We start from the raw sequence: 25,465 nt of genomic DNA on the forward strand, positions 1-25,465 counted from the left end.
GGTTCACACTACCAATCTTTGTGGTTGATTAAAGACGAGAGGAACACAAGTCCGAGCCCTTGGCCCCAGCCCTGAATCCGCTTGTACGGAACCCCTCTGTAGCCGTCGATATCGCGCATAACGGCCGTTCCCGCAGAAACGCCGGTCACCGTGCCGTCCTCCGAAATTTTCGACAGTATTCCGCGAATCGACTTGTTGATGTATTTGTTGTACAGCCCTCCGCTTCCGAGCAATGCCGCTGCGATGCCCGCCGAGCCGGACGTTTCCAGGTAGGAGGTCGGGTCTGTCAGCACGGTGTGCCACAAGCCGCTTTCATCCTGCAATCGGACGAGAGCGCTTAATTGGTCGCGCAGCGAGCCTTCGATAATCATGAATGACGGATGCGTCACGTGGACGATACCGAGCGCTCGGGCCATCGTAATCGCCGCCCAGGAATTGCCACGGGCCCAAAAAATGCCCGACATATGATTTTGCGCGATGTGGTCCCAGCCGTGGTAGTACAAGTTCGTCGACATATCCTGCAAGTAATTTTCGTGGCCGTGATACTGCTTGAGACCGTCTTCCAAATAATCTTCCCGGTTCAGCAGCGCGCCGATCCGCAGCAAAAAGTAACCGGCCATAAACATCGTATCCACCCATGCCTGCTGCGGGAAGTTATACGACTCCGAGTTAACGGTATGCTGGAACACGCCTTCCGCGAACCGCTCCGCGTCATGCTTCAAAAACTCCGCCATCTGCGTGGCGATCTCGATGTAGCGGTCCTCGCCGGTCGCCTTGTACAGCGTCAGCAGCGAGTGGCCGATGGAAATGCCGTTGACCGACAGCTTCGGCAGCCCATCCTCCAATTTTTCGTCGACCCATTCCTTGAGCATGTGCAAATACTCTTCATTTCCCGTCGCTTCATAAGCTTCGGTAACTCCGTAAAAGGCCACGCCACCCGGCCAATCCCAATTGAAGTCCATGCGGAACGTGCGCCGGACGACGCGGTCAATCACTTCCCGAATTTGTTGCGGATCAAAATCTAGTGCTGGCATCTCTGTCATTTCTCCTCTCATTTTCGGTTATCCTTTGAGCCCGCTTGTGCTGATGCCTTCGACGATATATTTTTGGAACACGACAAACACGATGAAAATCGGCACAAGCGACAGCGTCGACATCGCGAACATACCGCCCCAGTTGTTCAATGCATCATTGTCCAAAAATAATTTAAGCGCAAGCGAAACCGGATACAGTTTGGGGTCATTCAAATAGAGCAGCGGCGTATAGAAATCATCCCATCTCCAGTAGAACGAAAAGATGGCGCATGTCACTAAAGCCGGAACGATCAATGGAACGATAATTTTGTAAAAGATCGCATATTTGCTGCAGCCGTCCATTTTAGCGGCCTCGTCGAGCTCCGGCGGTATCGTGCGGATAAACTGGATGATCAGGAAAATAAAAAACGGAATTCCGAAAAACTGCGGAACGATCAACGGTTTAAACGTGGACAGCCAGCCGATTTTGGCGAACAGCACGTATTGCGAAATGATCGTGACGTCCTGCGGCAAAAGCAGCGTCAGCATGACCGCGCCGAACCACAGCTTGCTGCCGAAAAAGCGGATGCGGGCAAAGCCGTAGCCGACCAATGCCGAGGAAATGACGGCGCCGACGGTCGAAATGATGACGATAATAAACGAGTTTTTCATAAACGTGGTGAAGGTCGTGCCCGCAAAGCCTTGCCAGCCCTTAGCATAGTTGCTCCATTCAAGGCGGCTCGGAATCAGGCTTCCCGCTGTCGTATAAATTTCATCGTTAGGCTTGAGCGAGCTGGCAACGAGCCAAAGTATCGGATACAAGGCAACCAGGGCGATTGCGCACACGAAAACGTGATACAAGACCGATCTCAAGCTTTGGGATTGAATCCGCATGTCAAACGCCTCCTAGTTTTCATAATGAACCCAATACTTGGATGTTTTGAAAATAACGAGTGTAATGATTCCGATAATGAGCAGCATGACCCACGCCATCGCGGACGCATAGCCCATCTCGAAAAAGACGAACGCGCGGTGGAATAAGTAAAGCGAATACAGCAGCGTATGCCCGAGCGGGCCGCCCTCGCCGTTGGAAATGATGTAGGCGGGCGTAAAGGTCAGGAAGCCGGAAATCGTCTGCAAAATCAGGTTGAACAAAATAATCGGACTCAGCAGCGGGAGCGTAACGTTGAAAAACTTGCGGAACGGCCCTGCGCCGTCCACACTCGCCGCCTCGTAGTACGTTGCCGGAATGTTTTTCAGGCCGGCCAGGAAGATCAGCATGGACGAACCGAACTGCCAGACGGAGAGCAAAATCAGTGTGCCGAGCGCCGTGGCCGGGTACCCGATCCAAGCAATGTTCGTTTCGATCCCGACCATGCCGAGCAGTGCGTTCACAAGACCTTTGTCCCCGAAAATTTGCCGCCACATGATCGAAACGGCCACGCTGCCGCCGATCAGGGAAGGCAGATAGTACGTCGCCCGGTAAATGGCGATGCCCCGCGCCGCCACATTCAGCAGCATCGCTACGAGCAGCGCGATAATCAAGCGGGCCGGGACCGAAGTCAGCACGTAGGTCAGCGTAACTTCGAGCGATTGGATAATTTTGTCGTCTTCGGTAAACATCTTCTGGTAATTCGCGAAGCCGACCCATCTGGGCGTTGAAAGCAGGTCATACTCCGTAAATGAGAAATAAAGAGACGAGAGTATGGGATACACCGTAAAAATCAGGAAGCCCAGTATGAACGGTAAAATAAATACGTATCCGACCACATGATCGTTTTCTTTCAGCAGCGATTTCATCGAACCACTCCTCTCCTCCGCTATGTTTATGCCGGAAGGGCGGCCCATCGGCCGCCCCCCCGTTCACGTCTACCGATCCATGAATGTCAGCTTATTTCTTGTTTTTGGCGAGAATGGCGTTCGCTTCTTTTTGGAACTTGGCGGCGCCTTCTTCGACCGTAATTTTTTTGAACAGCATTTGATCCTGAACGTCTTTGAGCAGTTTGCTTACTTCGGCCGCGCCCGCAGGGTCCGGCGGATCCATCGGGCTGCTGTTTTTCTCGGCCCAGGCTACATAGTCGTAAACCTGCACTTCTTCAGGCTTCAAAGTAGGCTTCATCGCCTCTTTCACCTTGCTGGAGAGCGGAATGCCGCGGTCGCCTTTAATGATTTTGTTCGCTTCCGGATCGTTCAGGAACCAGTTGATGAATTTCGCCGCCTCTTCTTTTTGCTTGGAGCTTTTGGCGACGGACAGCAGCATGCTCGGCTTCATGTACAGCCCTTCCTTGCTGTTCGGCCCCGGCAATCCGCCGATCATCAAAGGCCGTTTCGCCGCTCCCTGCAAAGGAATGAACTGATTCGACCAAGCCATCGTCATAAAGCCTGTGCCGAGCGCAACCGGATTTTCCTCAGGCGTTCCTTTGGAAAGCGCTATTTTGTCCAGCGTATCCATGTAGCCTGCGTCATACCATTTTTTGTACTGCGTCCAATAATCGATGAAATATTTGTTATCCGTATACCCGAGTCCGGTACCGTCGTTGTTAAAGTAGTGCTGGCCTTGCGTACGCAAATAATAAGGGAAAAATACGTCGTACCGCATATGGTCGAGCAGCTTGCCCTGTTCCTTCATTTTCTTGGCGAGCTGATCCAGATCGGACCAGGACCAGTTGTTCGGATCGAAGGTCACGCCCGCTTTTTTGATCATATCGGCGTCGTAGATCGCGCCCATCGCATTAACGCCGGTCGGGATGCCGTACAACTTGTCTTTCACTTTCCCCGTACCGACGGCCGACTCCGACATCGCGCTGGTGTCGATCACTCCGCTTTTGGTCAAAGCGGTCAAATCTTCCAGCTGGTCTTTTCCGCCGTATTGGCTCAAGTAGGAAATGTCCATCTGGATAATATCGGGAAGCTGGTTAGCCGCCGCTTGCGGAGCGAGCTTTTTCCAATAATCGTCAAACCCGGAGTACTCGGCGTCGATTTTTACATTCGGATTTTTTTGCTGGTACATTTCGATCAGCTTCAGCGTATAATCGTGCCGCGCCTGACCTCCCCACCAGGCAAATCTCAGCTTGACATCCCCTTTGGCGGCTGTCGTCGCTGCGGGAGCCTGCGTTGCTGCAGCACCGGGACTTCCGCCCGCATTGCCTGCATTGCCGCCATTGCTGCAGCCGATTGCCGAGATCAGCATAGCCGCGGATACGATGGTTGTAAACGCTTTACGTTTCATCTTGATTCATCCCCCTCAAACTTAAGTACCTGTTCTGCATCTTTATTATCAACAAAATAAGACACAAGATGAATGCAATAATCCGCCATGTTTGTTTAAAAAACAGTGATCATTCGTTAATACCCTCTTTTATACTCGGTAGGCGCGCAGCCGGCTATTTTTTTGAAAACCTGGCTGAAATACTGGGGATTGTCTCCGAATCCAAGCTGCTCGGCAAGCTCAAAAATTTTTACGTCGTCCTGATTTTTAATCATATCCATCGCCTTGGCGACGCGCAATTTAACGACATAATTCGAGAATTTTTCCCCTGTTTCTTTTTTGAACAATTTGCCGAGGTAGTCCGGGTTCATGTACAGCATCTGGTGCGCCACCCAATTCAAAGACAATTCCGGGTTGCCGAGCCGCTCGTTCAAGATCGCGATCACTTTTTGAATAATGACCGAATATTTCGTCCGGTTGCGCTCGTAATTGAGCTGCGTAATTTCTTTGGCGATCGATTTGAGAAAAGCGATGCTCTGCTGAAGCGTTTCCATTTGCGCGAACCGGACCGTATGGTTCATGTACTCGACCATTTGTTCCTCCGAGCACAAGCGCGCCATCGAAATATACAGCTGCAGGACGTACGATTTCGTCGTTTGGATATCCATGCGGGAGCTCAGCAAATTGTCGAAAAAACGGTCGATTTCCGCGCCCGCCTCCTCCCAGTTCCCCGTACGGACCGGAAACAAAATGCGGTCCTCGTCATGGACGAAACCGCCGCCCCGCAGCATCGCGGAATCCGGGATATCCCGCATCGTAATGAGCCCGCCTTCGCCCAAATAAAACCGGTGCCCCAAACATTCCAGCGCCTGCAGATACAACCGTCTCGCATCTGCCATATCGCCGGCCTCGCTCAAAGCCACCGTCGTTTCCAGCTTGTAGTACATCTTGAAAATACGGCTGACTTCGCCGATTTGCTTGTGCAAAAGCCCGATATCCTCCCGGTCTTTGACGACGATCAGCACCTGTTCTCCGACCGTCGAGCTGAGCAGCGAATCTTCCAGCAAATCTTCGGCGATATTTTTCACCGCAAACAGATGCTCGTACTCGAATTTGCCCTCCAGCCGAAAAACGATGAATCGCACCTTGCCGCCGATCTGCAGCCCGAAGAGCTCGCTGTAATATTCCCATTCGCGGCTGCCATACGATTTGTTCATGACAAACTCCTTCAAAAACTGCTCTTTCACGTGCGGCAGCACTTTGCGCATATTGTCCTTCATCGAGCGGATAAAATCTTCCTTGCTCTCCTCCTGCCTGAACTCGCCGGCGATTTCTTTTAGCGAAGCAATGATCGCGTTCTCGTTGCAGGGCTTGAGCAAATAATGCTTGACCCCATACTGCATCGCAGCCTGGGCGTATTCAAACTCGTCAAAGCCGGACAGCATAATAAAGCGGATGCGCGGATGCGTTTCTTTCACCTTCGCGACCAGTTCCAGCCCGTCCATGCCCGGCATGCGGATGTCGCTGATAATGATGTCGGGCGCATGCTCGCTTACGAACGAATACGCCTCAATCCCGTTGCGCGCCGTTCCCGCCAATTGCGTCTCCGCAGATCTCCAATCGACAATCGAAGAAATTCCTTCCAAAATCATGCGTTCATCGTCAACAAGCAAAACTTTATACATAAACGGCTACCCCCTCTTCATACATGGTATTCGAACAGTGACACAAGCTCCGCCTTCTTCTCTGTTGCCGATCCGGATCCCGTATTGCTCCCCGAAAGCGATTTTGATCCGCTCGTCGATGTTTTTCAGGCCGACTCCGGTTCCTTTCGACTTCTTTTCACCGTTCATAATTTGTTGCAAATAATGCTCATCGATCCCCGGCCCGTTGTCCTCGACCGTTATTTCCAGCGCTTCGCCGACTTCTTTGGCAGCAATTCGGATCACGCACGGCTCCAGCTTCACTTCGAGCGCATACTTTACCGCGTTCTCCATCAGCGGCTGCAGCGTCAGCTTCGGTATGCCGCAGCTTTTCAGCTCATCCGGAACCGACATGCCGAAGTCGAGCCGTTCCTCGAATCTGACTTTCTGAATCGTCACATAGTGCTGGACAAGCTCCAGCTCGGCTCCGACCGTAATCATGTCCTGCTTCATGTTGATCGAAGAACGCAGCAAAAAGCCCAGCGCTTCCACCATTTGCGACACCTGCGTCTGCCCGTTCATCTTGGATATCCAGTTGATCGACTCCAGCGTATTGTACAAAAAATGCGGATTGATTTGCGCCTGCAAAGAGCGAAACTCCGTCTCTCGGATCATGAGCTGCTTCGTGTAGTTTTCTTTAATCAGCTCCTGAATGCGCAAAATCATCATCCGGTACGTGCGATACAGCAGCCCGACCTCGTCCATCTGCATATCCGGAGGCGCTTTCAGCGGAAAGTCCGAATTTTCCAGGTCGCCGATTTGCAGGCCGCGCATGCTCGCAATGAGACTTTCGATCGGCCGCGTAATGCTTCTCGCCATGGCGATTCCGAAGCCGGCCACGAGCAGGAAGCTGACGATGAACGCGGCGATCATCACATTTTTCATCATAATGATGCGGTGGAAAATTTTTTGAAAAGGAATCGTATTGTAATACGTCCAGCCCATATAATCCGAGTGAATATGCGAGACAAAATATTTCTCTCCCCCGTCGTCGATAATCCGGAAGCCTTTTAAAGCAGCGGGGCTCGAATCGCCGATCAGGGAGCTCATGCCGGACGTGCGCGGATAAACTAATTTATTGCCCGAGACGATCAGCATCTCGCCTTCTCTCGTCACCGCCTCGCCGGCATGCCTGTCGACGATTTTTTCCAGGTTCACTCTGACGACGAGCACCCCCAGCTTTTTCATCTCCAGGTTATTAAACGAGCGGATCTGCCTCGAAGCGATCAGGCTGTAATCCTCATCATCGGGAAAAACCCACCCCAGGCTGCCGACATGAAGGTTCGCCGCATCCAGCACCTGTTTCTGCCGCTCGCTTGAAAACGTTATCAAATTCCCGCTGGAAAAGCTGCCGCTGCCCGTATCCAAAATATCGGCCGACACGATATACGTCTCCGTATTGATATACTGCACGAGCCGGTCGACAAGCCTTGTGCGCGCCTGAATCCGGTCGTACTCGGAAGGGTTGCCGTTCATAACCGCCAAATCCTGCTGGATCTGCACGTCCGACATGACGTTAAAAGTAAGCCGCTCGATTTTGCTCAGCTCATTCTCAATGAGCGTGGAAGAAAGATTGAGCACCTGCGAGGACTTCTGGTAAATTTGCTCGTCGTAAGTCGAATAGGCAACCTGCAGACCTGCAAAGGAAATGCCCGAACTGAGCAGCATGCTGACCGTGATCAAAAGAAACAGCTTTGTCGTAATGCGCCAAGCCCGAATTTCCAGCAGCCGGTTCTGAATCCAGAATTTCATCCCTAACCACCACGTTTCTGTCGTAAGTGTGTCGAATCATAGAAGATTGGTTCGCGATGCATGGAGATTTCTCCTTTAAAACGAAAAAAAATGCCGCCCCTTCGTCATTATAATGACTTAAGGGACAGCTTCTCGATACGCTAACAGCGAATATTTCTGCGATTGTGCGGACTGTTGAAAAACCCCCGCGTCAGCAGCGATACCCACAATCTGCCTGGCTTCACGGAGAATTCCTGCAAAAATACATGAATTTGCGTCCTTGAAAGCTATCTACGAAGAATTCCTGCAAAAGTGCAGGCTTTTCAGCGGGGACATGGGCTCGTGCTCACTTTCAGCGAAAATTCCTGCATTTTTGCAGGATTTTCGCCAAAATGAGCCAATTTCAGAGAAAAAACCTGCACTTTCGCAGGCTTTCTCTCTAACAAGCTGCTTTCTGCCCAGTTGCGTAGTTCCATGACCTGCACCAGGAGAAGCGCACACCCACACTCGTTCCCCTAGCCCTCACAGAGTGCCGCGACTTGCTCGGGCAGCGCGAATTGTGCAGGCTTTCACCGCGAACTTGGCCTTAGGCTCATTTTAGCCAAAAATTCCCTGCACAATCTGCACAATCTGCACAATCACAGGCTTTTCGCCAAAGCAAGCCACTTTCAGAGAAAAAACCTGCACTTTTGCAGGCTTTCTCTGCACCGCCGGGCGATAGCAGTTCTAGCGGGCGTGTTCTCCTAGCCGGGCCGAGCCGAACAGACCGGGCCAAGCGGAAACGCAGCGTCGCAGCGCGTGTAACCAGCCGCCCTCCTTATGGGCGGGCTCTTTTTAAAACACGGACGCCGTACGGTGGCAGCGTCAAGCTGTTTTGAACTTCTCCGGCTGACAGCAGGTCGGTGTATACCGCCGTCGCCGCATCCAGTTCGACTGCCTGCTCGGTTTTGCCGAAGTTCATGACGAAGACGTACTCATGCTCCCCGTCGGTGCGAACCTGCGCGGTTACTTGTTCCGGCAAATCCGTCTCCAACGCGCGTTTCACCCCGGTTTCGTGGAATACGTGCCCGTAAAAAGCGCGGTTGAACGACGCTTCCGCGCGGGCAGCGATATAGTACGCCCTGCCGCTGTCAAGCCGGTTGACGGTTACAGCCGGACGCCCCGCATAAAAGTCGTCTCCGTACACCGCCAGCGCTTCCGCACCTTCCGTATGAATGAGCTCGCACAATTCACGCACTTCAAATGTGCCTGTCAGCCGCAGCGGATTGCCTTCCTGAAACACGATGCTGTTCGTATCATGATCGTGCAGACCGTCCATTTCCTCCGCCCAAATGCCCAAAGTTTGGCGAAGCGGGCCCGGAAATCCGCCAAGGAAGCACAAATCGTTCTCATCCACGACGCCCGACCAGTAAGTGGCGACGAACGTTCCGCCGTTCCGAACGAACTGCTCGATCCGTTCTCCCACGCCCGGGCGCACCAGATAAAGCATCGGCGCAACAACCAGCTTGTATTTTGCCAGATCACAGTCCATATCGATGATGTCTACAGGAACGCCCTGATCCCAGAACGCCCGGTAATGGCTGAGAACCGTTTCCTCGTACTTCACTCCCTTGTTGCGCGGACCTTGCGAGTCTTTGACCGCCCAGCGGTTCTCCCAGTCGAAAATAATCGCCGCTTCCGCAGGGACGGCGGTTCCGATAACTTCCGCCAGCTTCTCAAGCGCACCGCCGACTTCCGCCACGTCCCGGAACACGCGCGTATGCTCGTGACCGGCATGATCGATTACGGCGCCGTGCAGCTTTTCGCTCGCTCCGCGGCTTTTGCGCCATTGAAAATACTGGACCGAGTCCGAGCCGTGGGCTACCGCCTGCAGCGAAGCGAGCAAATGCATGCCCGGACGCTTCAGCTTGCTGACCGGCTGCCAGTTCGTCAAGCTAGGCGTGCTTTCCATCAGCAGGAAGGGCCGGCCGCCTTTGATCGAACGGAACATGTCGTGATTGAGCGCGAACCAGGCCGCCAGATCGCTTTGATCCGCAGCGTCGTGCCAGGTCGGATAAGCGTCCCAGGAAATAACATCGAGCACATCTTTGAATTTCCAGTAATTAAGGCCTTCGTAAGCGTCCATAAGGTTGGTCGTGACGGGCAGATCGGCATTTTTCGCCTTGAGCGGCGCAATCTCCCGGCGGCAAAAGTCGACCGTCTGATCGGTGACGAACCGCTTCCAGTCCAGATTCATCGCATGGACCAGATTTTCCCCATGCGGAGCCGGCGATTCGATCTGCGACCAGCTCGTATAGGTGTGGCTCCAAAAAGCCGTCCACCAAGCCGCATTCAAAGCTTCCAGCGTGCCGTATTTGCGCTGCAGCCACTGGCGGAACGCGTCCTGGCAGTAATTGCAGTGACAGTCTCCGCCGTACTCATTGGATATATGCCAGCCGACAACCGCCGGATGAAACGCATACCGATCGGCCAGCTTGGTGTTCATCAAGTCGACCTTTTCCCGGTAAACCGGTGAAGTGTAGCAATGATTGTGGCGGGCGCCGAACAAATTTCGCACCCGGTTGCTGCCGACGCGCAGCACCTCCGGGTATTTTTCCGCCATCCAGGCCGGTCTGGCCCCGCTCGGCGTTGCCAGCCAGGCATAAATACCGTTCGCGGCAAACGTATTCAGAACGCGGTCAAGCCACTCGAAGGTGAACACGCCTTCTTCCGGCTCAAGGGCCGACCAGGCGAATATGCCGATCGCCATAACGTTGCATTTGGCTAATTTCATCATGCGGATATCTTCTTCCAAAACTTTCGGATCGTGCTGCCATTGATCGGGATTATAGTCCGCTCCATGCATAAAAACAGGCAGTTTGGAGCTGACGGGCGGGAATTTTTGCGGCATGCTATCACCTCTATTAGGGAATAAATGGCTTAGAAAGACAAACTATCTCCATAATAAACGTAATTCCCGCCTGAGCCTACCCGATAAAGCTATGATAATCAGTAAAATTCTACGCTAAAAGAATCTTTTGGGGCGCGTCCGATATGCTTGATGTTTTTTTTCATGCGGATGGAGTTTTCGCAGCGCCGGCACTAAGGGCTAAAATCATCGGCATGCGCAAAAAACCTGCAAAAGTACATCTTTTTGCTCCTTGATACGCTAGTTTCGGAACATTCCTGCAAATGTGCAGTTTTTTTCGCCAAAATGTAAGGCTCAGGCCTTCATGGCGGGAAATTCCTGCACAATCGCAGGCTTTTTCCAAAAACGGGCCGCTTCCGGCACAAAAGCCTGCACTTTCGCAGGCTTTTGCTGGCGGCGGATGGTTGGCAGGCCGATTACGCGGGCTTTGCAGGACGCCTGTGGCTGGCAAGGCGCTTTCGCCAGCCCTGCAGGCCTCGGATGCCGGTGCAACCGGACGTATTCTTCCTTGACCGTCCACGTCTAGGCGATTTTGCCGCTGCCGCTTACGGTCAATACACCTTTTTCCACTCGGCGATATTTTTCGCGTCGAATTTGAACGGATCGCCCAACATGATTTGCGTGCCTTCACCGTCTTTGATCACTTGTTTGTCTCCGAGTCTGCCGGCCACAAACTTCTCACCGACTTTGCCCGTAAGCGTTCCCTTCACAAGCCCGTCAGCCGCATATCCGGCCAAATAGCCGACGTCGACCGGATTCCACAAATACATCCACGGACAGACGCCGCTATCGATGTATTCGGCCATTTCACTGGGCAGTCCGAGCCCGGTCAGGAACACTTTACCTTTCAGCCCTTTGTCGGTTAACACCTTGCCCGCGGCTGCGATACCTACGGTCGTAGGAGCGATAATGCCTTTTAAATTCGGAAAAGATTTGAGCAGCGCCTCGGTTTCCGAAACGCTTTTATCCCGCAAGTCGTCGCCATAGGCTACTTTCACCAGCTTGATATCTTTGTATTTCGGATCTTCCAGCTCTTTTTTCATCCACTCGATCCAGGCATTCTGATTCGTCGCTTGCGAGGTAGCGCTCAGCACGGCGATTTCGCCTTTGCCGCCGATCATTTCGGAAATCGCCTGCACCTGCACGCGGCCGATCCGCTCGGGGTCCGCCTGGTTGACGTGCACGAGCCGGCTTTGCGCATTGACCGCGGAATCGAGGGAAAGCACTTTGATGCCCGCGTTCATCGCTTTTTTCAAAGCGGGCTGGAGCGCATCCGGATCGTTCGCCGCTATGGCGATAGAATCGACTTTTTGCGAAATGAGCTCCTCGATCATTTTGATCTGGGCTTCGGCGGTCGGCTGATCCGGCGCTTTCAGAATCGGTTCCCCACCAAGCTCCGTTATCGCGTTTTTGAAGCCCTCCATCTGCTTCTCTCCGAAAGGGTTCCCCGTATTTTTGAAAACGATGGCGAATTTCTTTTTACCGCCGCTTGCGCCTGCTCCTTTACTTCCGTCGGCAGGCTGTGCCGCACCCCCGCATCCTGCAATAAGCGATAAAGCCAAAACCGAGGTCAAACAGGTGAAAACCAGCTTTTTCATTTTTTGTCCTCCCTTTAATTGGATATATGCAAATCGGTTCAGGCCGCCGAAGTCACCGCAAGCTTAATATACTATACCTATGTACTGTATATTTGCATCGTCGGCAATGAAGCCCGCCGCTTAACCGGCAGGCCGCAATAGCCTTCCGCTCCGCCTGAACCGTTTGATATCGGCAGTACGTTACGCCGCTTTTCGCAGCCGGCCTTTTGCCGGTTTAAGCTTGGGGACCATCACGGCAACAATCAGCAGCAGACCGATAATGATGAGCAGCGCCTGGGCGGGCACGTTCACCAAACCGAGGCCGTAGCTGAGCATGCCAATCAAAAATACGGCGAGAATCGCGCCGATCATCCTCCCTTTGCCGCCTGCCGTGCTGATGCCTCCGAGCACAACCATGGCGATAACGTCCAGCTCGTAGCCGTTTGCGACGTTGGGCCGCGTGCTGCCCATTCTCGATGTGAGGAAAATAGCGGTAATCGCAGCCATCAGGCCGGCGAGCGCAAACACAATGATTTTGATTTTATCGACCTGAACGCCGGAAAAACGGCTTGCGGTCATATTGTTGCCCATCGCGTAAATTCTGCGGCCGAACGTCGTTTTATGCAGCAGCAGACCGTACAGCACGGCAAAGAAGGCGAAGGCGATCAAAATAAACGGAATGCCGGCGATATATTCCCAGCCGAAAAAGCTGAACCAGTCGGGGAACTGCCCCTTCGCCTGATCTTCCAAAATAATGTAAGCGATACCGCGATAAATAATCATCGTCGACAGCGTCACGATCACGGACGAAAGCTCCTTGAATTTGACGATCAGCAGGCCGTTGACCAAACCGCAGAGCGTCCCGACCAGCAGGCAAATGACGATGGCCAGTTCCATCGGAACTCCCCGGTGGTACAAGTCCGCCATAACGACGGATGACAGCGCAACCGTCGAAGCGACGGAAATGTCGATATCGCCGAGAATCATAATCAGCACCATCGGCAGCACGATAAAAGCTTTGTCAAGAAAGCTCATCGTCGCATCGCGCAAATTTTCGATATTCATATAATACGGGGACAAATAAGCGTTCATCACGTTGACCAGAATAAAAATGAGGACGAGCAGCCATTCCCATTGAAAAAAGAAGCTTTTGATTTGCAGCGGTTTGCGGCCGCCCAGCAAGCGGGTTTGTGCCATGTTAAATTTTCCTCCTCATGAGATGGTTGCGGTCCACGCCTCTTTTTACGACTGCGTTAATGAGCACGGCGATGAGAATGATCGTCCCCTGAATCGCCATCTGCCAAAAAGGAGAAACGTTGATCAATGGCAGCGCGTTATTGAGAATGCCCAGGAGAATCGCGCCCAGCAAAAGTCCGCCGATTTTGCCCGAGCCCCCGGCAATGCTGACGCCCCCGAGCACGCAAGCGGCGATGACGCTTAATTCGTATCCCATCGCGGTATCGCCCTGGGCCGATGCGAACTTGGCGACCCACAGGACGCCCGCAAGCCCGGACAAAGCGCCCATAACGGTATAGACCAGCCACAAAATTTTCGTATTGTTGATGCCGCTGATTTTGGCCGATTCCGGGTTGCTCCCCACAGCGTAAATTTGCCGTCCGGTTCTCGTGTGGTTAATGAAATAATAGAACACGATGTAGATCAAAACGGCGATCACGATGAGCGTATTCACGCCCAAAACCGAAGTCGTGGCGATCGCTTTAAAGCTTTCCGGCATCTGGTGGGCGCTGACCCATTTGCCTCCGCTGACCGTATACGTCAATCCTCGGAACACGTTCATCATGCCTAGCGTCGCGATAATCGGCAGCACACCCACTTTGGCTACGAGAAAACCTAACATGAAACCGCATACAACTCCGATGGACGTACCGAGCAAAATCGCGAATACCGGATGAAGCCCGGGATAAAACGTTACCGTCAGCGCAGCAACCATCCCCGAGAGGGCGAGCGTTGCGCCGATGGAAAGATCGATTCCTCTCGTCACGATCACGAGCATCATGCCGACGGCGAGGATGCTTAAAATCGCGGTATTTTTGACCAGATCATTGACGTTCTCCAACGTTAAAAAGCTCGGATTGCGCAGTTGGACGGCAATGGACAGCAAAATAATAAAACCAAGCAGCCCAAGCTCTCTGAATTTAGCTATGCCGGCGCTTATCGACGCTTTTTTTCCCGGACTCGCGTTTAGCGTTGTTTTAGCTGTCGTACTTTCAGCCATAATGCCCCCACCTCTTGTTCGTTATCCGACTGTCGCGCGCATCGATGCATTTGCAGGATTGCCGGTCATCGCTGCTTCAAGAATCGCTTCCTGCGTCGCATCCTTGCGGTCCATCGTGGCCGTCACCCGGCCTTCCCGCATCACGACGATGCGGTCGCACATGCCGAGCACTTCCGGCATTTCCGAAGACACGAGCAGCACCCCGTAGCCTTGCGCCGCCAGCTCGCCGATGATTTCGTATATCGCCGATTTGGCTCCCACATCGACGCCCTTGGTCGGCTCGTCGAGAATGATGACGTCCAGATCCGCCGTCAGCAGCTTGGCGAAGACGACCTTTTGCTGGTTGCCGCCGGACAGGGAGCTGACCAGATCGAAGATGCTGCCCGCTTTGACGCTTACTTTTTCCGCCAGCGCCTTCGCGGTTTCCGCTTCCTTGTTCACATTCAGCCAACCCTGCTTCGAAAATTTGCCGATAAACGGAAGCGTGATGTTTTTCCCGATTTCCCATTCCAGCACAAGCCCCTGCTGCTGCCGGTCCTCCGGCAAATAGCCGATTCCCGATTTCATCGCTTCCAATGGACTTTTGATCCGCATTTCTTTTCCCTTTAGATATATACGGCCGCTGTCCAAAGCATGAATGCCGAATATCGCCTGGCACACCTCGCTTCGCCCCGATCCGACCAGCCCGGTCAACCCGACAATCTCGCCCCTCCGAACCGCAAAAGAGATATCGGCGAAAAATCCGGTCCGACCCGCGCCCTCGACGCGCAGTACTTCGTCGCCGGGCCTCGTTTCCTTTTTCGGAAACAGCTGCGTAATTTCCCGGCCTACCATAGCTACGATCAGCTCTTCGTTCGTAATATCGTGAATGCCCCAGCAGCCGATATACTGCGCGTCCCGAAACACGGTCACCCTGCTCGCCAGCCGGTACATGTCTTCAAACCTGTGGGAGATAAAAATAATCGCCGTCCCCCGGTCCCGCAGCCTTTCGGCAATTTTGTACAGCTCCTCGCTCTCCCGTTTGGTCAACGCCGCCGTCGGTTCGTCCATAATGATAATCTTCGCATTCGTAGAAAGCGCTTTCGCAATTTCGACAATTTGCTGCTGCGCAATGCTGAGCGCCCCCATCTGCGTTTTCGGGTCGAAGCTTGCGCCCAGCTCTTTGAGCAGCCTGCCCGCTTCCTCGTGCATCTCGCTCCACAGGATGCGTTTGGTGCTTTTTTGAATTTTTTCGTGTCCCATAAAAATATTTTCCGTGACGCTCAAATCCGGATAACAGGTAACGTGCTGATAAATCGCGGCAATTCCCAGCTTGCGTGCATCGTTCGGATTGTTAAAATGCACCTTCTCGCCGTTCACGTACATCTCGCCCGCATCCGGGGCATGCACCCCTGTGATGATTTTGATAAACGTCGACTTGCCGGCGCCGTTCTCCCCCATCAAAGCGTGGATCTCGCCCGGCCTCAGCTGGAACTGCACCTGATCGAGCGCTGTAACCCCCGGAAACGTCTTTGTAATCGCTCTCAATTCCAAAATAAACTCAGACATAAGCGGCCTGCTCCTATCCTTCTTATTCAGCGCATCATCTGTATTCGCAAACACAGTATAACACGATAAAATTGAAATGAATAGAACTTTTTTGAATTTTTGATTTCATTTTTGATCATTTATGTTCGTTTCAACCCTAAAAGAACATTGTCCACCCCGCTCGCCGGAACCGGCGAATCACCGGTCATGCGCAGAAAACCTGCAAAACTCTCATAACGTCTGCCGTAGACGATACCCTCAGAATGAAAAGAATCAGGTCTACTGCGTGCAGGCTGTTAACACCCCCACACTAGGAGACAACACATCTGCTTGGCAATGCGGAGAGTGCCTGCAAAAGCGCAAGTTTTTGCTCGTTGATACGCCTAAAGTGAAAAATCCCTGCAGATGTCAGATAGTTGATAAGGGGCATAGCCGTTCTTCCCCAACCCACGCTACTCCTACATAATTGTGGCGCTGAAGTGGGGCACAAAACGGCTTGTCAGGAAGAAAGCCTGCAAAAGTGCAGGCTTTTTCCTTATAAATGGTCCATTTTGGCGAAAAGCCTGCGATTGTGCAGGAATATCCCGTGAAAATGAACCTGAGCCCATGTTCGCGGCGAAAAGCCTGCACAATTGCAGGAATTTTTCGCAGCGGACGTATCCATCGAGCAAAAACTGTACTTTTGCAGGTTTTCTTCGTGCAACCAGGCAGATTGTGCGACCAACTCTGGCGTGTGGGCTTCCGGGCAGCCTGTAAAACTGAGGCTTTTCCGCTCATCCTAGGCATTCAGCCCCTCACGACTGAAAGTCCAATGGATTTCCCCTCAGATTAAATTTTATGTGGGGGACGATTTAAAACAATCTGAGAAGGGCATTTAGGTCATACTTTTGGTGGATTCTCAACAGCCTGACTTGCGCAAATTTTCTGATCGCGGCAGTAAGCACCCCGTCAACGGACGGTGCTGCGCTGCATGCCGGTGGGCGGTGAATCGTTCGACCGCCTGCGGTCGCGCGAACGCAGAGCTTGCGGGCTGGCAAGCCGCGCCCGAAACAACAAAAAACACGCCGCAGCCCGCCCGCTCCGCCGTGTTTCCCGCTCATCGCTTTATTTGCCGCCCGAGGCATAGTACAAAATATGCTCCTGCGTCGCTTCGTTGCGGTTAAAGATTTTGCGGATTTGCCCGTTGTACATGACCATAATCCGGTCGGACATCCCCATAATTTCCGGCAGGTCCGACGAAATCATAATGATCGACGCCCCCGCAAGCACAAGCTCGTTCATGATGTTGTAAATGTCCATCTTCGAGCCGATATCGATGCCGGCCGTCGGCTCTTCGATGATCAGCACTTTCGCGTTGGCGAACAGCCACTTGGCCAAAATGACCTTTTTTTGCTTGCCGCCGCTTAAATTATCGACGTTTTCCAGCTCGCTGACCGATATTTCCAGCCGTTCCACCAAATCTTTGGCAGCTTCGGCTTCCTTCTCGCGATTCAAAAACCCGGCTTGGGACACCCGCTTCAAGTTCGTCAGCGTGATGTTCTCGGATATCGGCGAATTGGAGATAAGCCCTTCCTCCGAATTCAGCCCGGTCACGTAACAAAGACCGTGCTTTTTGGCCAGGTGGGGAGTCATGGAAGTGAACGTTTTGCCGTTCAGCACGATCGCGCCCTCGAAAGGCCCGTATATGCCGAACAGCACTTTCGCCAGCGTTCTGCGACCCGAGCCGCTCAGTCCGGTCAGCCCGATAATTTCGCCTCGCCGCACGGCAAAATGAATATGCTCGATCCGCCCGTTGTAACCGACGTTCTCTACGCGCAATATTTCATCCCCGTGCTTCACCTTCAGCTTCGGATAGCGGTCCGCCACGTCCTTGCCGGCCATCACTTTGACGATTCCGTTCAGATCGACTTCGCCGATGCCGTACGTCTGGACGACTTCACCGTCCCGGATTACCGTAACCCGGTCGGCGATCCGCTGCAGCTCCTCGATCCGGTGCGAAATATATATGATCGTAATGCCGTGCTTTTTCATCTCGCGAATAATGTTGAACAGCAGTTCGATTTCCTGCTCCGTCAGCGCTGCGGTCGGCTCGTCCATAATCATAATTTTGGCGTGCTGCGAGTAGGCCTTGATGATTTCGACGAGCTTTTGCTGCCCGATGCTGAGCGTGCTGACAAGCGTTCGCGCATGGAAATTCAGCTCGAACTTTTTGAGATATTCACCGGTTTCTTTGTAAGCGCTGTCCCAATCGATCAGCCGGGTCCATTTTTTCACCGGTTCCCTGCGTATGAAAACGTTCTCAGCAATGTTCAAATCTTGGAACAGCCGGATTTCCTGGTGGATCATGGCGATTCCGAGCTCTTGCGCCTGTTTGGGGCTTTGGATCGACACCTGCCGGCCATTGATATAAATGTCGCCGGAATCCGGCTGGAACAGCCCGGCCAATATTTTCATCAAAGTCGATTTGCCTGCCCCGTTTTCGCCGATCAGCGCATGCACTTGGCCTTCACCCGCGCTCAACGCGACATTGTTCAAAACGACGTTGTCGTGGAAGCGTTTCGTAATGCCCTTCATTTCCAAAAAATTGTTCACCCTGCGTGCCTCATTTCTTCAAAAGGTTCAAGTGCAGTACGGTTTATTCCAGCTCAAAGGTTGTATACAAAGCGACGGCGTGCTCGAAAAAAAACGTTTTGAACTCGGACGGCACCTGCTTGTTCGTAATGACCTTTTTGGCCATCGTCAAGTCGCCGAGCTTGGCAAACCCGGTCCGGTTGAATTTCGTGTAATCGGCTGCGACGATAATTTCGCTGGAAATTTTTTTCACTTCCTGTAAAATCATCGCTTCCTCGTAGCTGCCAACCGTATACCCGGCATCTCGATGCACACCCTTGACACCGACAAACGCCTTGTTGATGTAAATGCCGCTGAGCGCCTGCAGCGTAAAACCCCCGACCAGCGTCGAACCGGCCTGCACGAGATCCCCGCCGGTGACGATCACTTTGACGCCTGCGGCGTCTTTCAAGGCGAGGCCGATCACCATGTCGTTCGTGACGACGGTCACCTTCTTATCGTTCAGGCTGCGGGCGATTTCCAGACAAGTCGTGCCTGGACTGAGATAGATCGCGTCGCCGTTCTCGATCATTTGTGCGGCAATTTTGCCGATCATCCGCTTTTCTTCAATCGTTTTATCATCCGCCTCGAGAACAGCCGCCTCCCGGGCTGCGCCGAGCTTGTCGTTGATCACCGCTCCGCCGTATGTTTTCACCAAAAAACCGCTCTGCTCCAGCTTGTCCAAATCTCTGCGGATCGTCACTTCCGTCACGGAAAAAAGCTCGCTAAGCTCGACCACATCGACCCGTTTGTGCTGGTAAAGCAGTTCTTTGATTTTATTTAACCGTTCGATAGCAAACATGGTGCAGCTCCTTGTACGTTTCGTTCATGTTATGTTCTATTATATCACATTTCGGATCGATTGCGTTCGTTCAATAAAAGCGGTCGTTCACACTGCAGGTTCGCCGCGATGAGATAAACCTCTATCGAGGTCTTTCGAAGATGAGCGACCGCGTTTAGAGGTAGGTTTATTCGCCAATAAGAATGCTGTTCTTCACGCTTTAGCGCTGGAAAGAACTTTAAACATTCTTATGTGGTAAAAAAGCGCCACTCCAACTCACACAATGTTGTTCGCCCAAAAAAGCGAATGCGGCAACCGGCGGTTAAACCGGTTTTTTCATTGTATGATTTGCGGGTGGCGCAAAAATTCGGATCAACTCTCCGGGCGTGCCCTCTCACGGCGTACGTTGCAGTACTGCACGGCGGTGGTCAAGTCCCATACTTAAACGGTTCGGTTCGATCCGGCATTTAACCGCGTTTTACAAGATCTTCGCGGACAGGGGTGAACACATCCAGCAGCGCGGACGATTCCAGTGCCGTCACTCCATGCTTGGCCCCGCTTGGTATGTAAATGGACTGCCCCTGCCCGATCACCGTCGCCGTGCCGTCGATTCTGAACTCGATCCGACCTTTCAGGCAGTAGGACATTTGCTCGTGCACATGGCTGTGCTCGTACCCTTCCGCCCCCGGCTCAAAATGCACTTCCATCATCATGAGGCCGCCTTCGGCCTTCAAAATACAGCGCTTCACTCCCGGCTCGGCCGGTTCCCATACTCCGATGTTCGACATTTCCGTCGCTCCTCTCATGTGCAGAAAACGATACTTTCCTTTGTACCCGACATACGAAAAAACTGCCGAAAAACCCGCTCACTGGCGGCGCGTGCAGAAAACCCGCAGAAAACCTGTAAAATCTCCCATGACGCCGTGGACGTCAGCCTACTGATAAGCTCTCGCGCGCAGAGTCCGCTTAGTTCCACCACACGTACCTCCCGGCGCACGGTGTTTCGCTGCACGACAGCGGCCGGCCGACCACGCTATTGGCATTGAGCAAAAAGCCTATAAAAACCAGACTATTGAAAAAACTGATGCACCAGAAGATAGCACGCCCACCCGCCACAGCGCGTGCAAAAATTGCTGCAAAAATGCAGTTTTGGGCTCGTTGATGCTCACGCAGCAAAATATTCCTGCAAACGTACAGGTTTTTGCTCATCAACGCGTTGGCAACGAAATATTCCTGCAAATGTGCAGGTTTTTTTGCGAATACTTGAGCTCAGGCCCATTTTCGGCGGAAATTCCTGCACAATCGCAGGCTTTTCCTCAAAATGCCCCCTAATCGCTGAAAAAGCCTGCACTTTTGCAGGTTTTCGGGCTGGCTAGCCTAGCCTAGCCAGTCCTGGCCTGGAAGCTGCGCTCCCAACCAGGACTACCCTCCGGCTGCCCTAATAGAAAGTCGCGGCTTTCTCAGGCAGCCTGAAAACTGCACGTTTCCGCGCCCAAACACCGGGCCCGGCCTTCGCACCGCACGCAGCTCCCAGCGCGCAGTGTTTCGCAGCCTGACAGCTTTCGGTCGACTTTCGGCAGCGTAAAAAAAGGACCGCAAGGTCCTTTTTCAGTTTCATCCATTATAACCGATGCCCGCTTTAAAATACAGACTCCGGGCAGCAGCGCTCCGGCGGCAGCGCAGCGCGGCTCAGCTTACCGCAACGCGCTGCAGCACAGCGCAGCTCAACGCCGCGCTAGCCGCTCAAATCGGCCGCAGGCGAGTGCGCCCCGAGCCGAACGGATCAGTGCGCCGCCGCTGCGCGGTCCTTGCCTTTGTCCGATTCGCCGGCGTTTTTGTTGGCGGCTTCGCGGTCCTGCTTCATCTCCTCGACGGATTTCACCTTCAGGCGCGCCGCGCCCTCGTAGTCTCTCGTCGGGATCAGATCGCCCGAAGCGAGGCGCCGCTTCGCTTCGGCAATCGCGCTGCCGTACTGCGGCAGCCACTGCTCCTGCGCGACGAGCATTTCGTCGACAAGCTGCCAAATCTCCTTCGGATTGCACACTGCGCCGACGAGCGGGTCCATCATGAACGCCTGGCGCAGCAGTTTGTCGTCGCCGTGCACGGCGGCTTCTACGGCAAGCCGCTGTACGGAGATGCTCGCATTGCATACGGCCGCAGGCCCCAGCGGCAGATCACCGATGCGCGGCATCGAAATTCCGTTGCGGTCCGCGTAGCCCGGAGCTTCGATCACCGCATCGGCCGGCAGGTTGGCGATAACGCCGTCGTTCACCACGTTGAAATGCCCGCGGTACACACGGCCGGTCTCCAGGCCTTCAATGATGTACGAGCCGTGCTCGTGGCTGCGCTTTTCCGGCTTGTACTCCAGGGCCGGATCTTTCATCCAGTTCGGGAAATCGGTCTCGAACCAGTTGCGGCCTTCCGTGCATACGCGCAAATAGCCGCCGGTTTCCCCGTTGATCCAGCTGCCGAGATCGATCCATTCGGCGATTTCCTGCGGCCGCTTGCGGTACCAGGGCACGTATTCGCTCAGGTGCCCGTTGGACTCCGTGCTGTAGTAGCCGAAACGGCGCAGCATATCGATGCGCACTTTTTCGGTGCGGCTGAAATCCGGATGCTTCTCGAAAGCTTCGAGCAGCCTTCCGGTCAAATCTTCGCCGTTATGGCGGATTTGGATGTACCACGTCTGATGGTTAATGCCGGCGCAGATGATATCGACTTCCTCCTGCTTCAGGCCGAACGCCTCGGCAATCTGCCAGTGCCCGCCCTGCACGCCGTGACACAAGCCGATCGTGCGCACGCCGCCGTATTTGTTGCACGCCCAAGTCAGCATCGCCATCGGGTTCGCATAGTTGAGCAGCAGCACGTCCGGCGCAGCCGTCTCGCGAATATCTTTGCAAATGTTCAGCATCTCGGCGATGCCGCGCTGTCCGTACATAATGCCGCCCGCGCACAGCGTATCGCCGACGCATTGGTCGATGCCGTATTTCAGCGGAATGTCCACGTCCGTAGCAAAAGCTTCAAGCCCGCCTACACGAATCGTACATAATACATATTTCGCATCTTTCAAAGCTTCCCTGCGGTCCGTCGTCGCCTGGATTTGAATCGCCAAACCGTTCTCGCGAATATCCCGCTGGCAGAGCTCCGTCACCATCTCCAGGTTGTGCGCATTGATGTCCGTAAAAGCGACTTCCATATTGTGAAATTCAGGCACCGCGAGCAAATCCCGCAGCAAACCACGGGTAAATCCGATACTTCCCGCCCCGATAAAAGCAACTTTAAACGACATCAGACTTCATCCTCTCTTTGTCACATTCGGTTTCTTACACAAAACCAATTGTAGCAAAGCGTCCGCCGGAAGCGTTATCAAATTCCTCACTTTTTACCCCTGCGTCTGTCAAAAATCCTCACTTTGTTCCGGATAATTCATGATGTGCGTATCCATCGACTGCCTGAACTCCAAAGGCGTCCGATTCGTGTACGCTTTGAACAGCATATGAAAATATTGCCGGCTGCCGACCCCGACATAATCGCAAATCTCCGCAATCTGCACGTCGGTTTCGAGCAGCAGCATCTTTGCTTTTTCCATGCGGATCGAGGTCAAATATTCCATCAGCGTCACGCCGGTATTGGTTTTGAAAATGCGCTGCAAATAGCCGGGATGCAGGCTGACGGCCGCAGCGATATCTTTGACCTGAATGTCCCGGTCGTAGTTTTGATGAAGATACTCCATGCTCTGCTTCACATAGACGTCGCTTTGCTGCTGGCCGCTGCGGTACGTTTCCCGCCACAGTCTGGCGATCCGGATCAATAGCTGCGACATAAGCAGGTGCACCATCGTTTCGCTTTTGGCCCCGGGCCTGTCAAGCTCCAGTACGAGGCTTTTGAGCACGTGGTACACGTCGTCGGGATCGCGGAGCACCAGATAAGGCGACTGTACGGTCAAAAATGAAGCCAATACGCCGTCTTCAAGCGCCATTTGCCGAACCGACGGGAATGCGCCCTTACGGTCGGCGAAGCGGAATTCGGCGTTCAGCATCCGGCAGGGCGCGCCTTCGCCCACCAGCAGCCTGTGCGGCACATTGGCATCCAAAATGATGAACTCGCCCTTTTTCAGCCTGACGCTATCGTGCGCCTCCCGTTTCGTTTGAATTTCCACATCGCAGGCGCCGTGGATCGCATACATGATTTCAATCGCATCGTGCCGGTGAAACTGCATATGGAATCCGTTCCATTGTTTAAAATAGTAAGCCATAACCTGCGGATGGCAATCCCGCTCCAGCATCGTGCTCTGAAAAAGGCCGCCGCTCATGGCCGGCTCCGCGCCTGCCGCCACTGCTCCTCGGCGATCCGCTTCAGGAGCAGCGCTTGCTGCCAGCGGTCGGAGATTTCCACTTCCCGTCCCTCAGCGTCGATCCGGGTTATCGCATAATTGCGCGGAGGTCCGAGCTCCGTGACAAAAGGGAGCACATCGCCGGGCATCGCCCGCTTCAGCCACTGCTCCATGCCCTTCCTCCACCAGCGAGCAAAATGGCCGGCCATAGGATGATCGCCATCCGGGCCGATATCGATCTGCACCTGCTCGCCGTTCGACACGCGTGCATGAATGGCCGCCGTTCGCGCCAGCAGCCGGTCAAAAAGCCGCTCCGCCCGCTCGCTGCCGCCGCCGGTCATTTCCCCGGCCACGACGTAATGCGACAGGTCGATCGTCAGCTGCAGCTGCGGAAGTTGTTCCACATACTGAGCCGTGCGGATCAAATCCTGCGTAACCGTGCCGCGGTGCGTCTCGATAAAACCCGGGATGCCGGCGCGCTCGCAGGCTTCCAGCACGCCTTCCAGCAAGCGCTGCGCCTCTTCGCCGACAACGAACGCATCCATCAGCTGGATGTTCATGTACCGCACCCGGCCAAACGCTTTGGCGGCCTGAAGCGGCCCCTCCATATCTTGCGCCTTGAGCGGATAAGCCAGGCCGCTGAAGCTCAGCTTGTACCGGTCGAGGAGCCGGTGCCACTTCTCCGCCTCGGCCTGCGCCGGCACAAAACCGGAAATGCCCGTGAAGCCCGCTTCAGCGATCCGCTCCACCTTTTCTTCCGCCGACCACTCCTTGCCGTCTTGACCCAAACCGGACATCGCCCACCAAGATTGCTCGATGGCCAGCTTCGGCGGTTCATTCGTTCCGTCATTGACCCGATTCCAACCCGTCATGCGCCGCTCCTTTCCATGTTGAAGCCATTTTTTACAACATAAGAATGTTTAAGTTCTTTACAGCGCTAAAGCGCGCAGAACACATTCTTATTGGCGAATAAACCTACCTCTAAACGCGGTCGCTCATCTTCGAAAGACCTCGATAGAGGTTTATCTCATTCATGCTTCTTCATGAATAGCATACTACGCAGCGGGGCTGCGGACAACGCGAGGATAATCGCGCGTTGCGGAGCTGTCACTCCCGTAAACGATCCAATTCGCGGTCCAAAACAGCCAGCATCTCGTCAATGTCCTCCCGGCTCACGATTAACGGCGGCATAAGACGAATCGTCGCAGGCTGCGGCGAATTGACGAGCAGGCCGGCCTGCAAGCAATTTGCGACCAGCTCGGCGCCTTTTGGCTCGGGCAGGTCAAAAGCCGCCAGCAGCCCTTTGCCGCGAATGTTGCGCAGGCCGTGCTTCGCTGCGATTTCGTGCAGCCGCTGTTGCAAATAGCCCCCTTGCTCCTTCGCTTTTCGCGGCAAATTCAGGCGGATCACCTCGCTGAAGACGGCGAGGCCCGCAGCCATCGCCAGCGGCTGTCCGGTGTAAGTGCCGCCCTGATCGCCGGGCTCGAACAAGTTGTAAGCCTCCTTCGTCAGCATCGCCGAAAGCGGGAAGCCGCCCCCGATCCCTTTGCCGAGCGTCATGATGTCGGCTTCGATCCCGTAATGTTCGTACGCGAACATGGTGCCGGTTCGGCCGACTCCCGTTTGAACTTCGTCGAAAATGAGCAAAATCGAGCGTTCGTCGCAAATTTGGCGCAGCTGCCGCACATAGTCGGGATGGGCGGCGTGAACGCCAATGTTGTCAGGTTAAGCGGTTATAGCCCCCGCCGCTTGGTCTTCGTGAATTTGTTAGCTTTTGTCTGTTTGTTCCGTTTGAAAGAGCGATCCTTCACTATGGGGACGATGTTGCGCTGAAGCTC

18 protein-coding genes are annotated in these 25,465 nt (G+C 53.9%); all 18 read right to left on the reverse strand.

From position 1 onward, the window contains the following. Nucleotides 1-8 precede the first annotated feature (8 nt). The 18 genes from AC3G2T_RS11770 to AC3G2T_RS11855 all read right to left on the reverse strand — a co-directional run bounded on the left by AC3G2T_RS11770 (nt 9) and on the right by AC3G2T_RS11855 (nt 25,343). Entirely contained in the window at nt 9-1,034 is a 1,026-nt protein-coding gene (locus AC3G2T_RS11770) for a glycoside hydrolase family 88/105 protein (protein ID WP_488435552.1), read from the reverse strand. A 27-nt stretch (nt 1,035-1,061) separates the two neighbouring features. Continuing rightward, nucleotides 1,062-1,907, reverse strand: coding sequence for a carbohydrate ABC transporter permease (locus AC3G2T_RS11775; protein WP_474683383.1), 846 nt, complete (start codon nt 1,905-1,907; stop codon nt 1,062-1,064). A 12-nt stretch (nt 1,908-1,919) separates the two neighbouring features. Next, complete coding sequence (locus tag AC3G2T_RS11780) at nt 1,920-2,813, reverse strand: carbohydrate ABC transporter permease (RefSeq protein ID WP_474683382.1); 894 nt, start codon at nt 2,811-2,813, stop codon at nt 1,920-1,922. Nucleotides 2,814-2,904: 91 nt separating this feature from the next. Further along, nucleotides 2,905-4,242: an ABC transporter substrate-binding protein gene (locus tag AC3G2T_RS11785; protein ID WP_488435553.1), complete on the reverse strand. Its 1,338-nt coding sequence runs from the start codon at nt 4,240-4,242 to the stop codon at nt 2,905-2,907. A gap of 116 nt (nt 4,243-4,358) precedes the next feature. Further along, the gene (locus AC3G2T_RS11790) at nt 4,359-5,906 is read right to left on the reverse strand and encodes a response regulator (protein ID WP_474683380.1); all 1,548 of its coding nucleotides are present in this window, start codon (nt 5,904-5,906) and stop codon (nt 4,359-4,361) included. Between the two features lie 6 nt (nt 5,907-5,912). Beyond that, a complete protein-coding gene (locus AC3G2T_RS11795) occupies nt 5,913-7,676 on the reverse strand; it encodes a cache domain-containing sensor histidine kinase (protein WP_474683379.1) in 1,764 nt (587 codons plus the stop codon). 796 nt (nt 7,677-8,472) lie between these two features. Further along, entirely contained in the window at nt 8,473-10,545 is a 2,073-nt protein-coding gene (locus AC3G2T_RS11800) for a beta-galactosidase (protein ID WP_488435554.1), read from the reverse strand. Nucleotides 10,546-11,114: 569 nt separating this feature from the next. After that, nucleotides 11,115-12,161, reverse strand: a complete 1,047-nt coding sequence (rhaS, locus tag AC3G2T_RS11805; RefSeq protein ID WP_474683375.1) for a rhamnose ABC transporter substrate-binding protein — start codon at nt 12,159-12,161, stop codon at nt 11,115-11,117. 180 nt (nt 12,162-12,341) lie between these two features. Next, nucleotides 12,342-13,337, reverse strand: a complete 996-nt coding sequence (locus AC3G2T_RS11810) for an ABC transporter permease (RefSeq protein ID WP_474683374.1) — start codon at nt 13,335-13,337, stop codon at nt 12,342-12,344. 1 nt (nt 13,338) lies between these two features. Beyond that, on the reverse strand, nt 13,339-14,376 hold the full coding sequence (locus AC3G2T_RS11815; protein ID WP_474683373.1) for an ABC transporter permease: 1,038 nt from the start codon (nt 14,374-14,376) through the stop codon (nt 13,339-13,341). Between the two features lie 21 nt (nt 14,377-14,397). Beyond that, nucleotides 14,398-15,924 (reverse strand): sugar ABC transporter ATP-binding protein, encoded by a 1,527-nt coding sequence (locus AC3G2T_RS11820; protein WP_474683372.1) that lies wholly within the window; start codon nt 15,922-15,924, stop codon nt 14,398-14,400. Between the two features lie 1,083 nt (nt 15,925-17,007). Beyond that, complete coding sequence (locus AC3G2T_RS11825) at nt 17,008-18,495, reverse strand: sugar ABC transporter ATP-binding protein (protein ID WP_474683371.1); 1,488 nt, start codon at nt 18,493-18,495, stop codon at nt 17,008-17,010. A gap of 43 nt (nt 18,496-18,538) precedes the next feature. Next, the gene (locus AC3G2T_RS11830; protein WP_474683370.1) at nt 18,539-19,315 is read right to left on the reverse strand and encodes a DeoR/GlpR family DNA-binding transcription regulator; all 777 of its coding nucleotides are present in this window, start codon (nt 19,313-19,315) and stop codon (nt 18,539-18,541) included. A 446-nt stretch (nt 19,316-19,761) separates the two neighbouring features. Beyond that, a complete protein-coding gene (locus AC3G2T_RS11835) occupies nt 19,762-20,082 on the reverse strand; it encodes a cupin domain-containing protein (protein WP_474683369.1) in 321 nt (106 codons plus the stop codon). 995 nt (nt 20,083-21,077) lie between these two features. Continuing rightward, the gene (melA, locus tag AC3G2T_RS11840) at nt 21,078-22,583 is read right to left on the reverse strand and encodes an alpha-glucosidase/alpha-galactosidase (protein WP_474683368.1); all 1,506 of its coding nucleotides are present in this window, start codon (nt 22,581-22,583) and stop codon (nt 21,078-21,080) included. Nucleotides 22,584-22,691: 108 nt separating this feature from the next. Continuing rightward, nucleotides 22,692-23,606 (reverse strand): AraC family transcriptional regulator, encoded by a 915-nt coding sequence (locus AC3G2T_RS11845; protein ID WP_474683367.1) that lies wholly within the window; start codon nt 23,604-23,606, stop codon nt 22,692-22,694. Next, nucleotides 23,603-24,499 carry a sugar phosphate isomerase/epimerase family protein gene (locus AC3G2T_RS11850; RefSeq protein ID WP_488435555.1) on the reverse strand — a complete coding sequence of 299 codons (897 nt, stop codon included), beginning with the start codon at nt 24,497-24,499 and terminating at the stop codon, nt 23,603-23,605. The genes AC3G2T_RS11845 and AC3G2T_RS11850 overlap by 4 nt, the downstream gene beginning before the upstream one ends. A 235-nt stretch (nt 24,500-24,734) precedes the next feature. After that, on the reverse strand, nt 24,735-25,343 hold the full coding sequence (locus AC3G2T_RS11855; protein ID WP_488435564.1) for an aspartate aminotransferase family protein: 609 nt from the start codon (nt 25,341-25,343) through the stop codon (nt 24,735-24,737). Nucleotides 25,344-25,465: the final 122 nt, after the last annotated feature.

It is taken from the genome of Paenibacillus sp. sgz302191, assembly GCF_057749925.1.